The organism is Enterobacter sp. BNK-14, assembly GCF_047456095.1.
Taxonomy (GTDB): Bacteria; Pseudomonadota; Gammaproteobacteria; order Enterobacterales; family Enterobacteriaceae; genus Enterobacter; species Enterobacter kobei.
This window is the reverse complement of record NZ_CP179897.1, coordinates 3,050,253-3,070,419: the sequence shown is the minus strand read 5'-3', so window position 1 is coordinate 3,070,419 and position 20,167 is coordinate 3,050,253. Positions and strand designations below refer to the sequence as shown.

General features: G+C 56.2%; 16 protein-coding genes. 4 read left to right on the top strand and 12 right to left on the bottom strand.

The window, feature by feature from the left end; genetic code table 11:
* Window positions 1-119: 119 nt before the first annotated feature.
* The 5 genes from ACMGGM_RS14610 to pgi form a co-directional block, all read right to left on the bottom strand.
* Window positions 120-2,216, bottom strand: a complete 2,097-nt coding sequence (locus tag ACMGGM_RS14610; RefSeq protein WP_014882099.1) for a YjbH domain-containing protein — start codon at window positions 2,214-2,216, stop codon at window positions 120-122.
* Entirely contained in the window at window positions 2,213-2,953 is a 741-nt protein-coding gene (locus ACMGGM_RS14605) for a capsule biosynthesis GfcC D2 domain-containing protein (RefSeq protein WP_196347746.1), read from the bottom strand. Before ACMGGM_RS14605 ends, ACMGGM_RS14610 begins: the two co-directional genes overlap by 4 nt.
* Window positions 2,950-3,588, bottom strand: a complete 639-nt coding sequence (locus ACMGGM_RS14600) for a YjbF family lipoprotein (RefSeq protein WP_047028145.1) — start codon at window positions 3,586-3,588, stop codon at window positions 2,950-2,952. The genes ACMGGM_RS14605 and ACMGGM_RS14600 overlap by 4 nt, the downstream gene beginning before the upstream one ends.
* A gap of 63 nt (window positions 3,589-3,651) precedes the next feature.
* The gene (yjbE, locus tag ACMGGM_RS14595) at window positions 3,652-3,894 is read right to left on the bottom strand and encodes an exopolysaccharide production protein YjbE (protein ID WP_003860341.1); all 243 of its coding nucleotides are present in this window, start codon (window positions 3,892-3,894) and stop codon (window positions 3,652-3,654) included.
* 367 nt (window positions 3,895-4,261) lie between these two features.
* Entirely contained in the window at window positions 4,262-5,911 is a 1,650-nt protein-coding gene (gene pgi, locus ACMGGM_RS14590) for a glucose-6-phosphate isomerase (RefSeq protein ID WP_014882096.1), read from the bottom strand.
* 373 nt (window positions 5,912-6,284) lie between these two features.
* On the opposite strand from pgi, the gene lysC reads away from it, so the two are divergent.
* The 3 genes from lysC to ACMGGM_RS14575 all read left to right on the top strand — a co-directional run bounded on the left by lysC (window position 6,285) and on the right by ACMGGM_RS14575 (window position 8,986).
* On the top strand, window positions 6,285-7,634 hold the full coding sequence (gene lysC, locus ACMGGM_RS14585) for a lysine-sensitive aspartokinase 3 (RefSeq protein WP_023331779.1): 1,350 nt from the start codon (window positions 6,285-6,287) through the stop codon (window positions 7,632-7,634).
* Window positions 7,635-7,727: 93 nt separating this feature from the next.
* On the top strand, window positions 7,728-8,672 hold the full coding sequence (panS, locus tag ACMGGM_RS14580; RefSeq protein ID WP_045135510.1) for a ketopantoate/pantoate/pantothenate transporter PanS: 945 nt from the start codon (window positions 7,728-7,730) through the stop codon (window positions 8,670-8,672).
* 41 nt (window positions 8,673-8,713) lie between these two features.
* Entirely contained in the window at window positions 8,714-8,986 is a 273-nt protein-coding gene (locus tag ACMGGM_RS14575) for a DUF3811 domain-containing protein (protein ID WP_045135511.1), read from the top strand.
* Here ACMGGM_RS14575 and rluF read toward each other — a convergent pair whose 3' ends face one another.
* The 5 genes from rluF to metH form a co-directional block, all read right to left on the bottom strand.
* Window positions 8,987-9,859 carry a 23S rRNA pseudouridine(2604) synthase RluF gene (gene rluF, locus ACMGGM_RS14570; protein ID WP_032637776.1) on the bottom strand — a complete coding sequence of 291 codons (873 nt, stop codon included), beginning with the start codon at window positions 9,857-9,859 and terminating at the stop codon, window positions 8,987-8,989.
* 54 nt (window positions 9,860-9,913) lie between these two features.
* Entirely contained in the window at window positions 9,914-10,231 is a 318-nt protein-coding gene (locus tag ACMGGM_RS14565; RefSeq protein WP_023331776.1) for a CcdB family protein, read from the bottom strand.
* Window positions 10,231-10,524 (bottom strand): type II toxin-antitoxin system CcdA family antitoxin, encoded by a 294-nt coding sequence (locus tag ACMGGM_RS14560; protein ID WP_023331775.1) that lies wholly within the window; start codon window positions 10,522-10,524, stop codon window positions 10,231-10,233. The genes ACMGGM_RS14565 and ACMGGM_RS14560 overlap by 1 nt, the downstream gene beginning before the upstream one ends.
* 95 nt (window positions 10,525-10,619) lie before the next feature.
* The gene (locus ACMGGM_RS14555; RefSeq protein ID WP_014882089.1) at window positions 10,620-12,251 is read right to left on the bottom strand and encodes a Na/Pi cotransporter family protein; all 1,632 of its coding nucleotides are present in this window, start codon (window positions 12,249-12,251) and stop codon (window positions 10,620-10,622) included.
* Between the two features lie 116 nt (window positions 12,252-12,367).
* Window positions 12,368-16,051 (bottom strand): methionine synthase, encoded by a 3,684-nt coding sequence (metH, locus tag ACMGGM_RS14550; protein ID WP_045281842.1) that lies wholly within the window; start codon window positions 16,049-16,051, stop codon window positions 12,368-12,370.
* 193 nt (window positions 16,052-16,244) lie between these two features.
* Between metH and iclR the strand changes: the two genes are divergently transcribed.
* Complete coding sequence (gene iclR / locus ACMGGM_RS14545) at window positions 16,245-17,072, top strand: glyoxylate bypass operon transcriptional repressor IclR (protein WP_014882087.1); 828 nt, start codon at window positions 16,245-16,247, stop codon at window positions 17,070-17,072.
* Here the strand turns inward: iclR and aceK are convergent.
* Both aceK and aceA read right to left on the bottom strand, forming a co-directional pair.
* Window positions 17,026-18,789, bottom strand: a complete 1,764-nt coding sequence (gene aceK / locus ACMGGM_RS14540; protein WP_023331773.1) for a bifunctional isocitrate dehydrogenase kinase/phosphatase — start codon at window positions 18,787-18,789, stop codon at window positions 17,026-17,028. The genes iclR and aceK overlap by 47 nt on opposite strands.
* A 51-nt stretch (window positions 18,790-18,840) precedes the next feature.
* Complete coding sequence (gene aceA, locus ACMGGM_RS14535; protein ID WP_014882085.1) at window positions 18,841-20,145, bottom strand: isocitrate lyase; 1,305 nt, start codon at window positions 20,143-20,145, stop codon at window positions 18,841-18,843.
* Window positions 20,146-20,167: the final 22 nt, after the last annotated feature.

Genomic DNA, 20,167 nt, shown 5'->3' with positions numbered 1-20,167 from the left:
ATATTTTTTGTTTATGTTTTGTCCGCATTAGCATTCTTGCCGGTCGGCACTGCGTTTGCCCGGCCTACAAAAACACTCTCGTAGGCCCGGTAAGCGCAGCGCCACCGGGCAAACAAGCATCAGCGGAAGTTTACGTTCTTATCGCTGGTCATGTCATACAGCTGGAACTTACGCCCAAGCTGCTGGCCCCCGTCGCGGGTCAGCGGTGTCCAGCCCACTGCCGCACGGCTGCGGGTTGGGCCTGACGAGAAGAGATCCAGCGGAATGGACACATAGACCCCTTTAGTAAAGTCCCCTTCCCCGTACTCGTCCGGCGAGACGTTGGTGATGGTGGCATAACCGCCCACCACGACGCCGCTGTCGAAGTGTTTGGAGATATCCAGCGTGCCCCCCTTGTCGCCCGCCAGATACTGGCCGACGCTGGCTTTCACCAGTACGTCCTGTGCGAATGATGGTGTCCAGTAGGCGGTCAGATGGCCCGTTTTGACGCTGTAGTCGGTGAACTTCATCATGTCCTGCGCGCTGCGCCAGTCACGCTGTTTCACGTAGTTAGCATCAATCCCAAATGCCCAGTTGCTGTCGACAGGACGGTAAAGCACCTCTGCCCCTGCGCCACCGAACATGGTTTCCAGATATCCGCCGTACACCTGGCCGTAGAAACCGTTGCCGAAGTACTGGAAGTAGTTGGCCTGCAGGTTATTCACGTAGACATCGTTCTGCACGTATTCACGAACGCGAGTTCTTACACGCGGCAGTTTTGAATCGTTCGGCGGGTTGGTGTAGTTAAATTTGTCGTAGTTGTTGGCGATATTGCCGAACAGGCTACCGGTAGTCAGCAGATGGTCGGTGACCCACAGATCTGCCGTCGCCATTGCGCCCAGCTGATACATGTAGAAGTTTTCCGGTCCGCCAACGGACTGGTTCAGCACCGGATCGATATGGAAATCAAAGCGCGACTTGTCGATATACCAGCCTTGCTCGGTGGTGTCTGGCACGACCGGCTCAACGCGTTTTTGCACCAGCTCGGTTTCATGCCCGAGCGGCTCGCCTTCGAGATGGCGCTTGAGGCTGGCAACGTCCGTTTCCGTCGTCACCTGCGGCAGGTTCAGGCGGTTCTCGGTCACGCGGATCGTGCGGATCCCGTCCGGGAGATCGTTCATGACGATCCGGTTGGCGCGCTCGATCCCTTCCCGCGAGTCGCGGTATTTCACCTGCTCGCCGGTGACGTAAAGCGTGTCGCCCTTGGTCTGAATCTTCGGATCCGCCAGACCGGCATTGTATTTCAGCAGCGTCAGCTGATTTGCCACCACGGAGTGCTGCAGAATCGCATCCTGCGGCTCCGGCTGGTAGGCTGGCCGCGCGTTATCATTGTAGTGTGGCCGCATGTCGTTAAAGTTGGTGCGCAGCGTGAAACCAAACATCACGGTATTACCGCGCTCGTAGCTGAGGTTAACGTCGGCCCAGTCGGTGACGCGATAAATGGCGCCGACGTTAAACTTGCTCTTCTGCTCAATCTTCCCGGCGAAATCCTGCGAGTAGTCGTTTCCTTCGTACTCCAGCTTCAGGCGCAATGGCTGCCAGGGGGTCTGGTATTCCACGCCACCGAACAGCGAGGCCGGGCCATGGAACATCTGGTCGCCGTTGATGGAACCCGCTTTCTGGTAACTGTTATCGCGGTAGCAATATTTATCGCTGTAGGTGCAGAACGGGTTTTTGACGTTACCGCTGGTACCGAGATAGCCCCATCCCAGGCCAAGCGAGAAGTCGAACGGCCCCCAGGCCTTGCTGGCCACAATGTATTCCGCATCAAACAGGCCGGTCCCGCCAATATCTTTGGCCCCCACGGACACCTGCGGCATCCAGTAGCTCTCTTCCCACAGGCGCAGCTTGAGGTCGAAGGCTTTATCTTTGTAAGTCTGGTCGCCAGAGAACGCCTCGACGCTGCTGTACTGTTTCGTTCGCACATCGGTGTAGCGCAGCGTGGTTTCAAGCCACGGGAAAAGCTGTACCGAGGCGGAATAGTAGCGGTACTGGTCGTTATCGCGGTAGTTCAGACTGATTTCCCCTTCACGCGCCATGCGCGCGGTGGGCGTTTGCAGTAAACCGACGCCGCCGAAATCTGACTGAGACGGGCCAATGGGTGCCGGATACGTTTCTGCATGACAGGCGGCGCTTACACAGAGCGCCAGCATGCTGTAGAGATAGGTTTTTTTCATTCTTCCGGTATCCGCTGTGTCAGGGAGTGAAGGATATCGGCGTTAAGCCCGTCATATGCCTTCGTCCAGAAATGGTCGGCAAAACCGACAAAAATGATGCTGCCAGGCATGGGCTCGATATGGCGTTTATTCCAGTAAGCTATCGGCGCTTTTTGCGTGTGCCCGTCAGGGTAAACGACCCAGGCGTAGCTGTTATCGGCACCGCTCAGCAGGCTTTGCTCGTCGAGATAGCTCACCACGTCGCGACCTGGCGTAAAGGGCTTTTTACCCGGGCTGCTGACAAGCCCCATCACGGTCACCGTCGTCGGTTTTACGGGCAGCCAGAGGGTGTACTCCCCTTCAAGGGTTGGGTTGCCCTTTTCCGTGACGCGCACTTCATCGGGATCAAGATTCACCTTCTGGCGGCCAGTCACCTTCAGCGCCTGAAGCTGCTGGCGAATGCTATTGATTGCTGCGGCATCGTCACCGTCTTCCTGCGCCGCCAGACCTGTCAGACGGGCAAGCAGTGCAAGATGTTCTTGCTCTGCCTTAATCGTTGCCTGACGCTCGCCGATCACCGCCCCCGGCCACCAGCTGTTGGCAAGCCTCGGCTGCCCGACGAGATCGAGCAGATGTTCAGCGTTGGTTAACGTTTTGGGTTTCTCGTTGTCCGCCGTGTAGACCTTCACCGTTCCTGCAGACCATGCCGCAGGGGTTGCAAGGCTCGCAATTAGCGCAACGCGGATAATTGTTTTCATGATTTTGCGGCCTTGATCAGCGTGGTTTTCACCGGGAAGAAACCGGCACCGAGATACTGCAGGGACTGACGGATTTGCCCTTCCTCGTCGATCCAGAAGCGGTTATGCCAGGTGGCCTGGTCGGTTGTTACCTCTTCATCCAGCACGCGTACCTGGGTTTCATCGCTCCCCACTTTCACACTGTCGGTGCCAACCCAGCGGAAGGTGGAGTGCGCCGTGGCGTAACGCACCTGCTTGTGTTCAGTCCAGCCCATCGTGCGCGTCCAGCCAGCGCCGTCGGTAATCTGGTTCGGCTTGATCAGCGGATCGGCCGCGATATTGTTCACCTCAAGCAGGTTGTCGCCCCCGAGCAGGGTTTTCACGATACGGCCATGCTGCGTCACGATGGTGGCCTGATCCTGCGTCACCCATTTCTGCTGCCCGTTTTCATCGAAAGCGAGCACCACAAACAGTTGCGGGCCATCATTAAGCTGCATGTACTGGCTGGCGTAAGGCATGTTCTGAAGTTCGTCATCGGTCAATTGCACGCCCGGCGTACCGAACAGGCTGTCCCACAGTGAATGACCCAGCCCTTTGGTGGTGGCTGAGCACGCCTGCAACAGCAGGCAAATCAGAATGATTGCAGGTCGCTTCACGACTCTTCTCCGAAGGGGCGAAATAACCACACCGAAGTGTGGTTATGATTAAAACACCCGGTCTTACTGGGTGCTGGTTGTCGTAGTGGTCGTGGTTCCGGTATTGGAGCCATCACCGCCACCGGTTGCCGCCAGCGCGACACCCACGGCTGAACTTACGGCGCTGGTGCTGGCTGCGGTAGAGCTTCCCGCAGACGCAGACGTCGCTGCCGACCCTGCTGCTTCCCCGACCTGGACCGGAGCTGCATAGACAGATGTCGCCGCAAGTGCAGATATGGCAAAAATGCCATACAGTACTTTCTTCATAACAATTTCCCTTCAATGAATGAATGGAGATTTGCCCGAAAAGAAATTCAGGCGGAATCGAGTATACACAACTAAAGCAGCGGGATTACCGTGAGGGGAAATAGGGAAGGGGTTTTCGGACTAATGGATAAAATCGAAATGAAAAGCAAATAATTAAAATATATAATAGCTAAAAATCAATAATTTATAATATAAACCCATTATCTTACTTCTACGTATTTTCTTAAAATAAACCGCAGCAATTAACGGGTTAACCGTCTTTTTCGGATTAAACTCACATCCAGAATTTGAGTTAACTAACAGGCATCAGGAATTATCCGATAAAAAAATGCCGGCATTTCGCCGGCACATTTTCATGATGTTTTAATTACGCGCGCCAGGCTTTATAGCGGTTAATCAAACCATTGGTCGAGCTGTCGTGGCTGGTGATTGCTTTATCGTCACCCAGCTCTGGCAGAATGCGGTTTGCCAGCTGTTTGCCCAGCTCAACGCCCCACTGGTCAAAGGTGAAGATGTTCAGGATGGCACCCTGAGTAAAGATCTTGTGCTCGTACAGGGCAATCAGCGCACCCAGGCTGAACGGGGTGATTTCACGCAGCAGGATGGAGTTGGTTGGGCGGTTGCCTTCAAACACTTTGAACGGCACAACGTGGTCCAGCGTGGCCGGATCTTTACCCTGATCGCGATACTCCTGCTCAACCACCTCGCGGGATTTACCGAACGCCAGCGCTTCAGTCTGGGCGAAGAAGTTAGACAGCAGTTTTGGATGGTGGTCAGACAGCGGGTTATGGGTAATAGCCGGGGCGATGAAATCGCACGGTACCATTTTGGTTCCCTGGTGGATCAGCTGGTAAAACGCGTGCTGGCCGTTAGTGCCCGGCTCACCCCAGATGATTGGACCCGTCTGGTAATCCACCGCGTTGCCGTTACGGTCAACGTACTTACCGTTGGATTCCATATTGCCCTGCTGGAAGTAGGCCGCAAAGCGATGCATGTACTGGTCGTACGGCAGGATCGCTTCGGTTTCAGCGCCAAAGAAGTTGTTGTACCAGATACCAATCAGCGCCAGCAGCACCGGCAGGTTTTTCTCAGGTGCGGTGGTGGAGAAGTGTTTATCCATCGCGTGCGCGCCGGAGAGCAGTTCAACGAAGTTATCGAAGCCTACGGACAGAATGATGGACAAACCGATGGCAGACCACAGAGAGTAACGGCCGCCAACCCAGTCCCAGAACTCGAACATGTTCGCGGTGTCGATACCGAACTCGCCAACCGCTTTACCATTGGTGGACAGCGCCGCAAAGTGTTTCGCCACGTGCTTGTTGTCGCCCGCGGTTTTCAGGAACCAGTCACGCGCGCTGTGGGCGTTGGTCATGGTTTCCTGGGTGGTGAAGGTTTTAGACGCCACCAGGAACAGGGTGGTTTCCGGGTTCACGTTCTTCAGCACTTCCGCGATGTGAGTACCATCGACGTTAGACACGAAATGCATGTTGAGGTGGTTTTTGTACGGACGCAGCGCTTCGGTCACCATGAACGGACCCAGATCAGAACCGCCGATGCCGATGTTTACCACGTCGGTGATCGCTTTACCGGTATAGCCTTTCCAGCTACCGGAGATGATCGCTTCGGAGAAAGCTTTCATCTTTTCCAGCACCGCGTTCACTTCCGGCATAACATCTTTGCCGTCAACGATGATTGGCGTATTGCTACGGTTACGCAGGGCCACGTGCAGCACAGCACGGTCTTCGGTGCGGTTGATTTTCTCGCCGGAGAACATGGACTTGATAGCGTCGGCAAGCTGAGTCTCTTTTGCCAGATCCTGCAGCTTTGCCAGCGTCTCTTCGGTAATGCGGTTTTTGGAAAAATCCACCAGCATCAGGTCGTCGAAGGTCGCGGAGAACTTAGCGAAACGATCGGCATCTTTCGCGAACAGATCCGCGATGGTGACGTCTTTCATTTCATCAAAATGTTTCTGGAGTGCCTGCCAGGCAGCGGTCTGCGTTGGGTTGATGTTTTTCATTAGCAATACTCTTCTGATTTGAGAATTGTGACTGCGGTCGATTGTAGCGCCTGCAAATAAAAATTGTGATGGTTTTTATGCCATTGCCCTGGCCTGCATCAAACACAGGTGAAAAGACCCGAAAAGTATAGCTGCTGAAGTGCCCTCCCGGGCGGCGAATTGTCGGTCAAAAGGGGGTAAAACGGAGCATAAAATATGGCCCTGTTATAAGTCCTGTTTCTCAGGGGTACCCCCCCATAAAAAATCCGCATAATCCCAGCATTGACAGGACCTCCCCCGCATTTTATTTATAGGGCCGTATTTTGCGCCTGCACCTGTTTTCGTTTCACTCTTGTGCCAAGGTCGCTTATTCATTCCCTGACACGAGGTTGTTATGACGAGTTTTGTGGTCGCCAAGTTTGGCGGCACCAGTGTGGCCGACTACGATGCCATGAACCGCAGCGCCGATGTGGTGCTGGCCGATCCGAATACCCGCCTGGTGGTGCTCTCCGCATCCGCTGGCGTGACGAACCTGCTGGTTTCTCTGTCTGAAGGACTGGAAGCGACAGAACGTTTCGTGAAGCTGGATGCACTGCGCAAAATTCAGTTCGACATCCTTGAGCGTCTGCAAAATCCAAACGTGATCCGCGAAGAAGTGGAACGCCTGCTGGAAAATATCACCACCCTGGCAGAAGCAGCGTCTCTGGCCACCTCCACCGCCCTGACCGATGAACTGGTCAGCCACGGTGAATTGATGTCTACCCTGCTGTTCGTTGAAATCATGCGCGAACGTAACGTTCAGGCGCAGTGGTTTGACGTGCGTAAAGTGATGCGCACCAGTGACCGTTTTGGCCGCGCTGAACCGGACGTTGAGATGCTGGCTGAGCTCACCAACCAGCAACTGGCCCCGCGCCTGGCTGAAGGCATGGTGGTCACCCAGGGCTTTATCGGCAGCGAAGCCAAAGGTCGCACGACGACGCTGGGCCGTGGCGGCAGCGACTATACCGCGGCTCTGCTGGGTGAAGCTCTGCATGCCACCCGTGTGGATATCTGGACTGACGTGCCGGGTATCTACACCACCGACCCGCGCGTGGTTTCCGCGGCGAAACGTATTGATGTGATCGCGTTTGAAGAAGCGGCGGAAATGGCCACCTTCGGCGCGAAGGTGCTACACCCGGCAACGCTGCTGCCTGCCGTGCGCAGCGATATTCCGGTCTTCGTGGGCTCCAGTAAAGATCCTAAAGCGGGCGGCACGCTGGTTTGCAAGAAAACGGAAAACCCACCGCTGTTCCGTGCATTGGCCCTGCGCCGTCGCCAGACGCTGGTGACGCTGCATAGCCACAATATGCTCCACTCCCGCGGTTTCCTGGCAGAGGTGTTTGGCATTCTGGCGCGTCACAATATCTCCGTAGACCTCATCACCACCTCTGAAGTGAGCATTGCGCTGACGCTGGACACCACCGGCTCGACCTCCACCGGCGATACCCTGCTGACGCAGTCGCTGCTGATTGAGTTGTCCGAGCTGTGCCGCGTGGAAGTGGAAGAAAACCTGGCGCTGGTGGCCATCATTGGCAACAAGCTGTCGCGCGCCTGCGGCGTGGGCAAAGAGGTGTTTGGTGTGCTCGACCCGTTCAACATCCGCATGATTTGCTACGGTGCCTCCAGCTACAACCTTTGTTTCCTGGTCCCTGCCGATCAGGCTGAGCAGGTCGTGCAGAAACTTCATCAGAATTTGTTTGAATAAAATTCGTTAGCACGTTAAACAATATCGATAAGCCGGGCACAGACCCGGCTTTTTCATAACAAAACAACACGACAATACTGCAAGGAATTCACTATGTTATCCGTTATCACCCGGCTGTTCCCCTTATGGGCGCTGCTGCTCTCTGTCCTCGCGTATTACACGCCCGCCACGTTCACCGGTATTGGTCCATGGGTCGCCACGCTGCTGATGCTGATTATGTTCGGCATGGGCGTGCATTTAAAAATCGATGATTTCAAACGCGTGCTGTCGCGCCCGGCTCCGGTTGCTGCGGGTATCTTCCTGCATTACCTGGTGATGCCGCTCGCGGCGTGGCTGCTGGCGATGGCCTTTAAGATGCCGCCGGATCTCTCTGCCGGAATGGTGCTGGTGGGCAGCGTCGCCAGCGGTACGGCGTCTAACGTCATGATCTATCTGGCGAAAGGGGATGTAGCCCTCTCCGTTACCATTTCATCCGTTTCCACGCTGGTGGGCGTGATTGCCACGCCGCTGTTAACCCGCCTGTACGTGGACGCGCATATTCAGGTGGACGTGATGGGGATGCTGCTCAGCATTCTGCAGATTGTGGTGATCCCGATTGCACTGGGGCTGGTCATTCACCATTTGTTCCCGCGCGTGGTGAAAGCCGTTGAGCCCTACCTGCCTGCGTTTTCGATGGTCTGCATTCTGGCCATCATCAGCGCCGTGGTGGCGGGTTCTGCCTCGCACATTGCTTCCGTCGGTTTTGTGGTGATCGTCGCAGTCGTGCTGCATAACACCATCGGCCTGCTGGGAGGATACTGGGGCGGGAAGCTGTTTGGTTTCGACGAATCCACCTGCCGCACGCTGGCGATTGAAGTCGGGATGCAGAACTCCGGTCTGGCGGCGGCGCTTGGCAAAATTTACTTCTCGCCGCTGGCGGCCCTGCCGGGTGCCCTGTTCTCGGTGTGGCACAATCTTTCAGGTTCGCTGCTGGCGGGCTACTGGTCCGGCAAACCGATTAATGCACAAACGAAAAAAGAAGCGGTGAAACAGGATTGAATTGCTTTACACTGAAGCCTCACCCTCAGGAGGCTTCAGCAATGGCTACACCACGTTTGACCCAGAAAGACATGACGGAAGCCGAGCAGCGCGAACTGAAAACGCTTCTCGACCGCGCCCGCATTGCACATGGCCGCACGCTGACGAACGCCGAAACCAATCAGGTGAAAAAAGAGTACATCGACAAGCTGATGGCGGAACGTGACGCTGCGGCGAAGAAAGCCCGCAAACTGAAAAAAGAGCAGGCTTATAAACCGGATGCAGAGGCGACCTTCTCCTGGTCCGCCAGCACGTCAATCCGTGGAAGGCGCTAATCAGCGCCCTTTCTTTTTACGACCCGGCTGGGTAAATCGCTTACCGTTACCCGGCTTGCCTCGCCCTTTCTCTTCCGCCTGCGGCGCCTTCACCACCGGGCGTTTAATCGCCTGGGTTTTCGGCTTCGCCTTAGCCTTCGGCTTCGCTTCTGACGACGAGTTTTCGATAAGCCTGAACAGCTCAATCAGCTCGTCATCCGTCAAGTCACGCCACTCGCCCAGCGGGATCCCGGACAGGCTAACGTTCATGATGCGCGTACGTTCAAGCTTCGTCACTTCATAACCGAAGTACTCGCACATGCGGCGGATCTGGCGGTTTAAGCCCTGTACCAGGGTAATTCGGAACGCGAAAGGCGCTTCTTTCTTGACCTTACACTTCTTCGTCACCGTGCCCAGGATCGGCACGCCTGCGCTCATCCCGCGGATAAACTCGTCCGTTACCAGTTTGTTTACCGTAACGATGTACTCTTTCTCATGGTCGTTACCGGCTCGCAGGATTTTGTTCACCAGATCGCCATGGTTGGTGAGGAAAATCAGCCCCTGCGAATCTTTATCCAGACGGCCAATCGGGAAGATGCGGCTGCTGTGGTTCACGAAATCAACGATGTTGTCTCGCTCACCGTCTTCCGTGGTGCTGACAATCCCAACCGGTTTATTCAACGCGATAAACACCAGGTCTTCTGCATCACGCGGTTCAATGACCTGACCATTCACTTTGACCACGTCGCCAGGCACCACCTGATCGCCGATGGTGGCGCGTTTGCCGTTAAGAAACACGTTACCTTGTTCAATGTAACGGTCAGCCTCGCGACGTGAGCAGATCCCGCTCTCGCTAATGTATTTGTTTAATCGGGTTGATTGAGTTGGCAGCATAGTTTCTCCTGTGAAGGGCGAAATATACCTTACCTTGCGGCTGACAAAAAAGTGTTAGTAACCGTTGATCAAAAAATCGAGTGCATCCCGCAATGAGGCCCGGTCTTGAGTAAGATCGGCGACACGCTCGCCTAACTCTTTTGGCGATATGCCTGCCATCATGTGCATCATAACCACGCAGGGCTTACCCGCTATCTCAACGACAGGGCACACTTTCGCAGGCGGCTGAATGCCTCCCAGGTGGCTAAGCTCAACTGCGGGGGCGACCAGAACATGCTTCATCACATTGGCCACGGGATGCTGCATATTGATTAGCCAGGGATAGGCAGTTTTCCCCTTACCTTCATTCTCATAAGCAAAATATTGCTCCATCAGAACGACCTCTGAAAGTCACTAAAGGAGCCGTTTTCATCAACCCACTGGTTAATAGCCTCGATAGACGCTTTATTTTCTTCTAACCACTCTGCACGCTGATGTGCACGAAACTGCTCCTGCAATGCAGCCGTAAGTACAGCAGAGAGATTAAGTTTAAGCCGTCGCGCCTCTTCAAGGATTTCTGGTGCTAACGACACATTGACTGATTTTTTGATGCCATGAGTAGTGCGCATGAGAACCCCCATCGGTATGCGCATGAATTGGCGAAGTGTAGCGTAATAAACGAGCATTTTCTATTCCCTTAAAAATGTAAGGTCTGCAGCGTAAATGGCGCTTTATAAGGTGTCACGCCTCGCAAAACGGTTTTGCGAGGCGCTTTCAGAGATTAATACTCGTCCCGCTCGTCATCTTCATCCGGCTGTTCCATCACGCTATAGGCCACCGCGCAGAACAACGAGTTGAGACGCTTCATGTCCCCCAGCAGCCCCAGGTGCAGGGAGCTGGTCTCGATACTCTGCACGTTTTGCTGGTGAAGACGCTCAACGTGGGCGTGCGAGTAGCGACGGTTGAGGATGCGGAAGCGATGCTTGTTACGACGCAGGCGGCGCGCGCTCGGCACGTCGCTGGAGAAGAAGACCAGCATCGCCAGCTTCAGGTTGCTCAACAGCTGTTCGTGGAGCGCCTCCAGCTCCTTCAGGCCCTCAATGGAGAATGCCCGACGTGCTGCCAGTGACTTATCTGCAATCTCACTCCCCATACGCTCCACGATATCGGAGGCTTGCTCCAGGTTGAGCGACATCTCGATGATTTCTGCCCAGCGGCGAGACTCCTCTTCCGCCAGTTCATCCTGCGGAATACGCGCCAGATAGAGCTTAATGGCGGTATAAAGCACGTTGATATCGTCCGCCAGCCTGCGCAACTCTTTCTCTTCGCGCGGTTCGCCGTGCATCACCTTCTGCAGCCCTTCGAGCATGGTTTCCATCGCATCACCCATGCGTAGCGTCTCGCGGGCGGCATTCGCCAGCGCCAGCGCCGGGGTATCCAGCGCGGAGGTATCCAGATGCTTCGGTTTCAGGCGCGCATCCAGCTCCGGTTCATCCTGAATGAGTCGTTCGCAAAAGCGGGCCATCGGCCCCGCAAAAGGCACCATCGCCAGGCAGCGCACCAGGTTATAGAAAACGTGGAAATAGATCACCAGCTCCGCTTTCGGCAGCGAGAGGTTATCCATCAGGTTCGCCAGCGGGTGCACAAACGGCAGGATAATCAGGCTACCCACCAGCTTAAACAGCAGGCTGCCGAGCGCCACGCGGCGAGCCGCAGCGTTGGCGGCACTGTTGTTGAGCATTGCCAGCAGGCCAGACCCCAGGTTCGCACCAATCACCAGACATAGCGCCACCGGGAAGGAGATCGCCCCGGCAGCGGTGAGCGTGGCCGTCAGCAATACGGCTGCCAGGCTTGAATAGCTGACGATGGCAAACACCGCGCCAATCAGCGCGTCCAGCATGATGTCACCGGTCAGAGAGGCGAAGATGACCTGAACGCCGTTGGCCTCGGTGATGGGGGTGACCGCCTGCACAATCAGCTCCAGCGCCAGCAGGATCAGCCCCAGGCCAATCCCCACGCGCCCAAGCTGCCCGGCACGCGTCTGTTTGCGCCCGAGGAAGAAGATGACGCCAATGAAAATCAGCAGCGGCGACAGCCAGGAGAGATCGAACGTCAGAATACGCGCCATCAGCGCGGTACCCACGTCGGCCCCCAGCACGATCACCAGTGCCGGCGCGAGCGCCACCAGATCCTGTGCCACAAAGGAGGTGACAAGAAGGGTGGTGGCATTACTGCTCTGAACCAGCGCCGTGACGCCTATCCCCGCACAAAAGGCGAGCGGCTTCTTCTCAACGCTGCTGCTGAGAACGGTGCGTAAACGAGCACCAAAGACGCGCATCACGCCGGTACGGACGATATGGGTCCCCCAAACGAGCAGTGCGACTGCGGAGAGCAGATGTAACAGGGTCAGCACGGAAGGTTTTCCTCCTTATCGTTATTCATTTTCCTTAGGTTCAGTATAAGGGTTTAAACGTAAGAAAGAGACAGGGCGCCCCATGAGCGCCCTGTTTGTTGTAAGGAAAAGTGATTTTAGTCGGCGTCGTAGCCGAGATTAGGCGCCAGCCAGCGCTCGACTTCTGACACGCTCATGCCTTTGCGCAGGGCGTAATCTTCGATCTGATCACGCTGTAGCTGCGCCACGGCAAAGTACTTGCTGTCCGGGTGGCTGAAATACCAGCCGGAAACAGAGGCACCTGGCCACATGGCAAACGACTCGGTGAGTTTCATCCCCGTATGGGCCTCAACATCGAGAAGTTTCCAGATGGTGCCTTTTTCGGTGTGCTCCGGGCAGGCCGGATAGCCCGGCGCCGGGCGAATGCCCTGGTAGTTTTCGCGGATCAGCTCCTCGTTGCTGAGGTTTTCATTGGCCGCGTAGCCCCAGTACACCTTACGTACGCGCTCATGCAGATACTCAGCGAAGGCTTCCGCCAGGCGGTCGGCAATCGCTTTGACCATGATTTTGTTGTAATCATCATGCTGCGCTTCGTATGCCTCCGCCAGCGCATCTTCTTCCAGGCCGCCGGTTACCGCAAAGGCGCCGATATAGTCGGCTTTGCCACTCAGTTTCGGTGCGACGAAATCCGCCAGACAGTAGTTGGCGAAGCCAACTTTCTCCGTTTGCTGACGCAGGTGATGGCTCACGGTCAGCACATGCGTGCGGGTTTCATCGCGGTAGATTTCCACATCGTCACCCACGCGGTTCGCCGGGAACAGCCCCACCACGCCGCGCGGATTGAGGGATTTCTCTGCACTCAGCGTGTCGAGCATGTCATTGGCATCTTTAAACAACCGCTTCGCCTCTTCACCAACCACCTCATCCTCGAGGATGCGCGGATATTTGCCCGCCAGCGACCAGGTCATGAAGAACGGCGTCCAGTCAATGTAGTTACGCAGCGTTTCGATGCTGGCGGTGACGTCCTGCACGCCCAGACGATGCGCAACCGGCGGGGTATAGCTCGACCAGTCAAACGCCAGATCGTTATCGCGCGCCGCCTGAAGTGAAACCGGCGGCGTGCGCGGTTTCTTACGACCGTGCTGGATGCGGACGGTTTCGTACTCTTTGCGGGTGCGCGCCACGAAGTCATCGCGCTGGGTGTCGGAGAGCAGCGCGGACACCACGCCTACGGTGCGCGAGGCGTTCTGCACATAGACCGTCGGGCCGCTGTAGTTCTGTTCGATTTTTACCGCCGTATGCGCTTTCGACGTGGTTGCCCCGCCAATCAATAACGGAATAGTGAAGCCCTGACGCTCCATCTCTTTCGCCACGTTGACCATCTCGTCCAGCGACGGCGTGATCAGCCCGGAAAGGCCAATCAGGTCGGCATTCACCTCACGCGCGGTTTTGAGGATTTTATCCGCCGGAACCATTACCCCGAGGTCGATAATTTCGTAGTTATTGCACTGCAGCACCACGCCGACGATATTCTTGCCGATGTCGTGCACGTCGCCCTTCACGGTGGCGATGACCATCTTGCCGTTGCTGGAGCCTTTCTCTTTGCTGGCCTCGATAAACGGCTCCAGATAGGCCACGGCCTGCTTCATCACGCGGGCAGATTTCACCACCTGCGGCAGGAACATTTTTCCCTCGCCGAACAGATCGCCGACCACGTTCATGCCGTCCATCAGCGGGCCTTCGATCACCTCAATCGGGCGGGCTGCCTGCTGGCGCGCTTCTTCGGTGTCCTGCTCAATAAACTCGGTGATGCCTTTCACCAGCGAATATTCCAGACGCTTTTTCACGTCCCAGGAACGCCACTCGGCCTGCTGAACGTTGGCCGATTCATCCGTTTTGCTGCCGCGGTATTTCTCCGCGAGGTCCAGCATGCGCTCGGTGGCGTCGTCGCGACGGTTAAGGATGACATCTTCTACCGCGTCGCGAAGCTCGGCAGGGAGGTCATCGTAAATCGCCAGCTGGCCGGCATTAACGATCCCCATGTCCATCCCGTTGCGGATGGCGTAGTAGAGGAACACGGCGTGGATCGCTTCACGCACCGGGTCGTTGCCGCGGAACGAGAACGACACGTTCGACACGCCGCCGGAGATTAACGCATGCGGCAATTCACGTTTAATGTCTTCACATGCGCCGATAAAGTCCTGGGCATAGTTGTTATGCTCTTCAATCCCGGTCGCGACGGCGAAAATGTTCGGGTCGAAGATGATGTCTTCCGGCGGGAAACCCACCTCTTCGGTCAAAATCTTGTACGCGCGGCGGCATATCTCAATTTTACGCTCGCGGGTATCCGCCTGGCCCACTTCGTCAAAGGCCATGACCACCACGGCGGCACCGTAGCGGCGGACCATCTTCGCGTGGTGGATAAAGATATCAACGCCCTCTTTCATCGAGATAGAGTTGACGATGCCTTTACCCTGAATGCACTTCAGCCCTTTTTCGATGACTTCCCATTTGGAAGAGTCGATCATGATCGGCACGCGGGCAATGTCCGGCTCGCCGGCAATCAGGTTGAGGAAACGCACCATCGCCGCTTCGGCGTCGAGCATCCCCTCGTCCATGTTGATATCAATAATCTGTGCGCCGCTTTCCACCTGCTGGCGGGCGACGTCCAGCGCTTCGCTGTACTTCTCTTCTTTGATCAGCCGTTTGAACTTCGCGGAACCGGTAACGTTAGTCCGCTCCCCCACGTTCACAAACAGGCTGTCGTCGCCAATGGTCAACGGCTCGAGACCAGAAAGACGACAGGCAACGGGAATCTCAGGCAGCTTACGCGGCGGAAGCCCGGCCACGGCGTTGCTCATGGCGGCAATGTGTTCCGGCGTGGTGCCGCAGCAGCCGCCAACAATGTTCAGGAAGCCAGATTCAGCCCACTCGCGGATTTGCGCCGCCATGGTGTCGGCATCCAGATCGTATTCACCAAAGGCATTGGGCAGACCGGCGTTCGGGTGCGCGGTGACATAGCATTCTGCGATGCGCGATAACTCCTGCACGTACTGGCGCAGTTCATCTGGCCCCAGGGCACAGTTCAGGCCAAAGGAGAGCGCTTCCGCGTGGCGCAGGGAGTTATAAAACGCTTCGGTGGTCTGGCCGGACAGGGTACGGCCGGAGGCGTCGGTAATGGTGCCGGAAATCATGATCGGCAGGTCAACGCCCAGTGCCTCGAACTCCTCTTTCACCGCGTAAATCGCGGCTTTGGCGTTGAGGGTGTCGAAAACCGTTTCAATCAGGATCAGGTCGGAACCGCCTTCCACCAGCGCTTTGGTCGATTCACGGTAGGCAGCGACCAGCTGGTCAAAGGTGATATTACGAAATGCCGGGTCGTTGACGTCCGGTGAGATTGATGCGGTGCGGTTGGTTGGGCCAAGCACCCCGGCAACGTAGCGCGGTTTGTCCGGCGTGCGGGCAGTCCATTCATCTGCGCAGGCACGAGCCAGTTTAGCCGCCTCAAAGTTGATCTCCGCCGACAGGGATTCCATCTGGTAATCCGCCATAGCGATGGTTGTCGAGTTAAAGGTGTTGGTTTCAACGATATCCGCCCCTGCCTCGAAGTAGGCATTGTGGATATCCTTAATGACGGACGGCTTGCTGAGCACCAGCAGGTCGTTGTTACCTTTCAGATCGCAAGGCCAGTCAGCGAAGCGTTCGCCGCGGAAATCGTCTTCACTCAGACGATAGCCCTGGATCATCGTGCCCATGCCGCCGTCCAGCACCAGAATTCGTTCATTTAACTGCGCACGCAGTTGCTCTACTTTGCTGCTCACACTTGCTCCCGACAACGCTCAACAAGGCCAAAAGGCTGCGTTCCATACTGGCACAATCTCGCAGGGTGGAAAAGTCACACAGCGGTAACATGAGACATGTTCACCATCACTCCTCCGATCAGTCAGGATAACGGTTGCAAAATCACCAAATAAAACGAAAATGATTTCCACGATACAGAAAAAGGAGATCGTCATGGTCGCGACCGTTCCCGCCAAACGCGGCAGAAAACCTGCTGCCACCCCCGCTGCACAACCGAGCGGACAGGTTCAATCGCTCACGCGCGGTCTGAAGCTGCTGGAGTGGATAGCCGAGTCGCACAGCAGCGTGGCCCTGACGGAGCTGGCCCAGCAGGCTGGCCTGCCGAACTCCACCACGCACCGCCTGCTGACCACTATGCAGCAGCTGGGCTTTGTCCGCCAGGTCGGCGAGCTGGGACACTGGGCGGTGGGCGCACATGCCTTTATCGTTGGCAGCAGCTTCCTGCAAAGCCGCAATCTGCTGGCGATTGTCCATCCGATTCTGCGCAAGCTGATGGAAGATTCCGGCGAGACGGTAAACCTGGCGGTGCTTGATCAGAGCGATCATCAGGCAATCATTATCGATCAGGTGCAGTGCACGCAGCTGATGCGTATGTCCGCGCCGATTGGCGGTAAGCTGCCGATGCATGCGTCCGGGGCAGGAAAAGCGTTTCTGTCTCAGCTCAGCGAAGATCAGGTGACAGGGCTGCTGCATCGTAAAGGGCTGCACGCCTATACCCATGCCACGCTGGTTTCGCCGGTGCATCTGAAAGAGGATCTGGCGTTAACCCGCAAGCGTGGCTATTCATTTGATGATGAAGAACATGCTTTGGGTCTGCGCTGTATCGCGGCCTGTATCTTTGATGAGCACCGCGAGCCGTTTGCCGCCATCTCTATCTCCGGGCCAATTTCGCGCATGACCGACGACCGCGTCACCGAGTTAGGTGCGCTGGTGATTAAGGCGGCGAAAGAGGTGACGCTGGCGTATGGTGGGATTCGTTAAACCGGATGCAAAACCGCTGCTTGCGGCGGTAAGCGTACACATCTTCCACATGCCCGTTTTTGATCCGCGTTTGCAGCCCACGCCAGTAGCTGGCACGAAAAAGGTCGGCGTGCATCTCTTCAAATAGCGGCCCGATGCGCGGGTCGGCGCACAGCCAGTGGCGAAACTCTTCGGGAAAGACATCGCCCGGCGAAACGCTGTACCACGGTTCACCAGACAGTTCATCTTCCGGGTAACGGGGCGGCGGGATATCGCGGAAATTCACTTCGGTCATGTAGCAAATCTCGTCGTAATCATAAAACACCACTCGCCCGTGGCGCGTGACACCGAAGTTTTTAAACAGCATATCGCCCGGAAAAATATTGGCCGCGGCAAGCTGGCGAATCGCGTTACCGTATTCTTCTATAGCATCGCGCAGCACCTGACCCTCGGACTGCTCCAGCCAGATGTTCAGCGGCACCATGCGGCGCTCGATGTAAAGATGGCTAATCACGATTTTGTCGCCAAGATCGGTGATTTTCCCGGATGCTTCCTTGAGCAAAAGCGCCATCAGCGCCGGGTCGATCTGTTGCTTATCCAGCACAAAGTTTTCGAATTCCTGAGTATCCGCCATACGTCCGACACGGTCATGCTCTTTGACCAGCTGATAGCAGGCGCGGACGTGCGCGGCGGTCATCTCTTTTTGCGGCGCGAAGCGGTCTTTAATGACCTTAAATACGCGGTCGAACCCCGGAAGCGTAAACACCAGCATCACCATGCCGCGAATGCCAGGCGCTTCGATAAACTGTTCATCTGCGGTGGTGACATAACGCAGGTATTCCCGATAGCTTTCCGTTTTAGCGTGCTTCTGACAGCCAATCGCCATATACAGCTCGGCGGTGGTTTTGCCCGGCAGGATCTCCCGCAGCCATTCCACCAGCGCGGCAGGCAACGGTGCGTACACCATGAAATAGGAGCGGGCGAAGCCAAATACAATGCTGGCCTCGGCGCTGGTGGTCAGGCAGGTATCGACAAACAGTTCCCCGTCATCTGTGCGATGGATGGGGAGCAGAAACGGTACGATGGCCGATGGCGTGACCAGTTTTCCTACCAGCCAGGCGGCTTTATTGCGATAGAAAAGCTCGTTGGCAACCTGCAAGTGGCTGCGGCCGAGCAACGCCTCGCCGAAGGTTTCGCGCAGGTGGGTGTGGATATAACCTATATCCCGGGTTTTATTCTCCCAGGGCAAACGCAGCGGCAAATCGGTTAGCACACGGTGCAAAAGCTTCTCCCACCCGCGTTCCGGGAAGAAATCTTTCGCCAGCGGACGTGGGATAGCACGAAATCGTCGTTCAGGCTGAGAGCTGAAGATAAATAACCGCTCAGGAGATAATGAGCGGTGGTCAAATAACCGGCAATAGACGGAGTTGAAAAAGCTCTCCGCAATCTCGAAGCGCGGATAGTCAGGTAATAAATGGGTGTAGTGCTCTTTCACGCGCAGTAAAAAGTCCGCATCCGGGCTTTTACCATCGGTAATACAGCGCAACTGCTCCACCACCAGACCCACGTGGTGGTCATAAAGGTGAATACGCTGCTTCATGGCCTGCTGAACCGCATGCCAGTCTGCATGTTCGAAGCGCTGTTGCGCACCGGATGTCACTTCAAGAAAACGACCATACTGGGCATCGAAGCCCTGCAAAATAGTTTGAGCAATCAGTAATTCCAGGCCACGCGACATATATTCCCCCTCACCCCAACCCTCTCCCCGAGGGGGGAGAGGGGGAAACGATTAGAACTGTGCTTCTTCGGTTGATCCCGTTAAGGCGGTGACGGAGGAGGCACCGCCCTGAATGATAGTGGTCACGTTGTCGAAGTAGCCCGTTCCCACTTCCTGCTGGTGAGAAACGAAGGTATAACCCTCTTTTCCGGCGGCGAATTCTGGCTGCTGAACCTTCTCGACGTAGTGTTTCATGCCTTCACCCTGCGCATAAGCATGTGCAAGGTCGAACATGTTGAACCACATGCTGTGGATACCCGCCAGGGTAATGAACTGGTACTTGTAGCCCATGTCAGAAAGCTGCTGCTGGAAGCTGGCGATGGTTTTATCATCCAGATTCTTCTGCCAGTTGAAGGACGGCGAGCAGTTATAGGCCAGCAGTTTGCCCGGATATTTCGCATGAATGGCATCGGCAAAACGTTTTGCCAGCGCCAGATCCGGCGTGGAGGTTTCACACCAGACCAGGTCGGCGTAAGGGGCATACGCCAGGCCACGGCTGATCGCCTGTTCGATGCCTGCATGGGTACGATAGAACCCTTCACTGGTGCGCTCACCGGTGATGAACTCGCTGTCGTACGGATCGCAGTCAGAGGTGATCAGGTCAGCCGCATCCGCATCGGTACGGGCAATGACCAGCGTCGGCACGCCGAGCACGTCTGCCGCCAGACGCGCGGCAACCAGCTTCTGAATCGCTTCCTGGGTCGGAACCAGCACCTTACCGCCCATGTGTCCGCACTTCTTCACCGATGCCAGCTGATCTTCGAAGTGAACGGCCGCTGCACCGGCCTCAATCATTGATTTCATCAGCTCGAACGCGTTCAGCACGCCGCCGAAACCCGCTTCCGCATCCGCGACGATCGGCAGGAAGTAGTCAATAAAGCGCGGATCGTTGGGTTCGATGCCTGCCGCCCACTGGATCTGATCCGCACGGCGGAAGGTGTTGTTGATTCGATCAACCACCGACGGCACGGAGTTCGCCGGGTAGAGGGACTGATCCGGATACATACTGGATGCCAGGTTGGCATCCGCCGCAACCTGCCAGCCGGAAAGATAGACAGCCTCAATACCGGCCTTCGCCTGCTGCAGTGCCTGACCGCCGGTCAACGCCCCGAGGCTATTGATATAACCCTTTTTGGAACCACCGTGCAGCAGCTTCCACATTTTCGCCGCGCCATTTTGCGCCAGCGTGCATTCCGGATTGACCGAGCCGCGTAATTTCACCACTTCTTCCGCGCTGTACGGACGACGAATGCCTTCCCAGCGCGGTTGTGTCCATTCTTTCTTCAGTTCTTCGATTTGTTGGGTACGGGTTTTCATGTGCAGATGCTCCATATTGTTA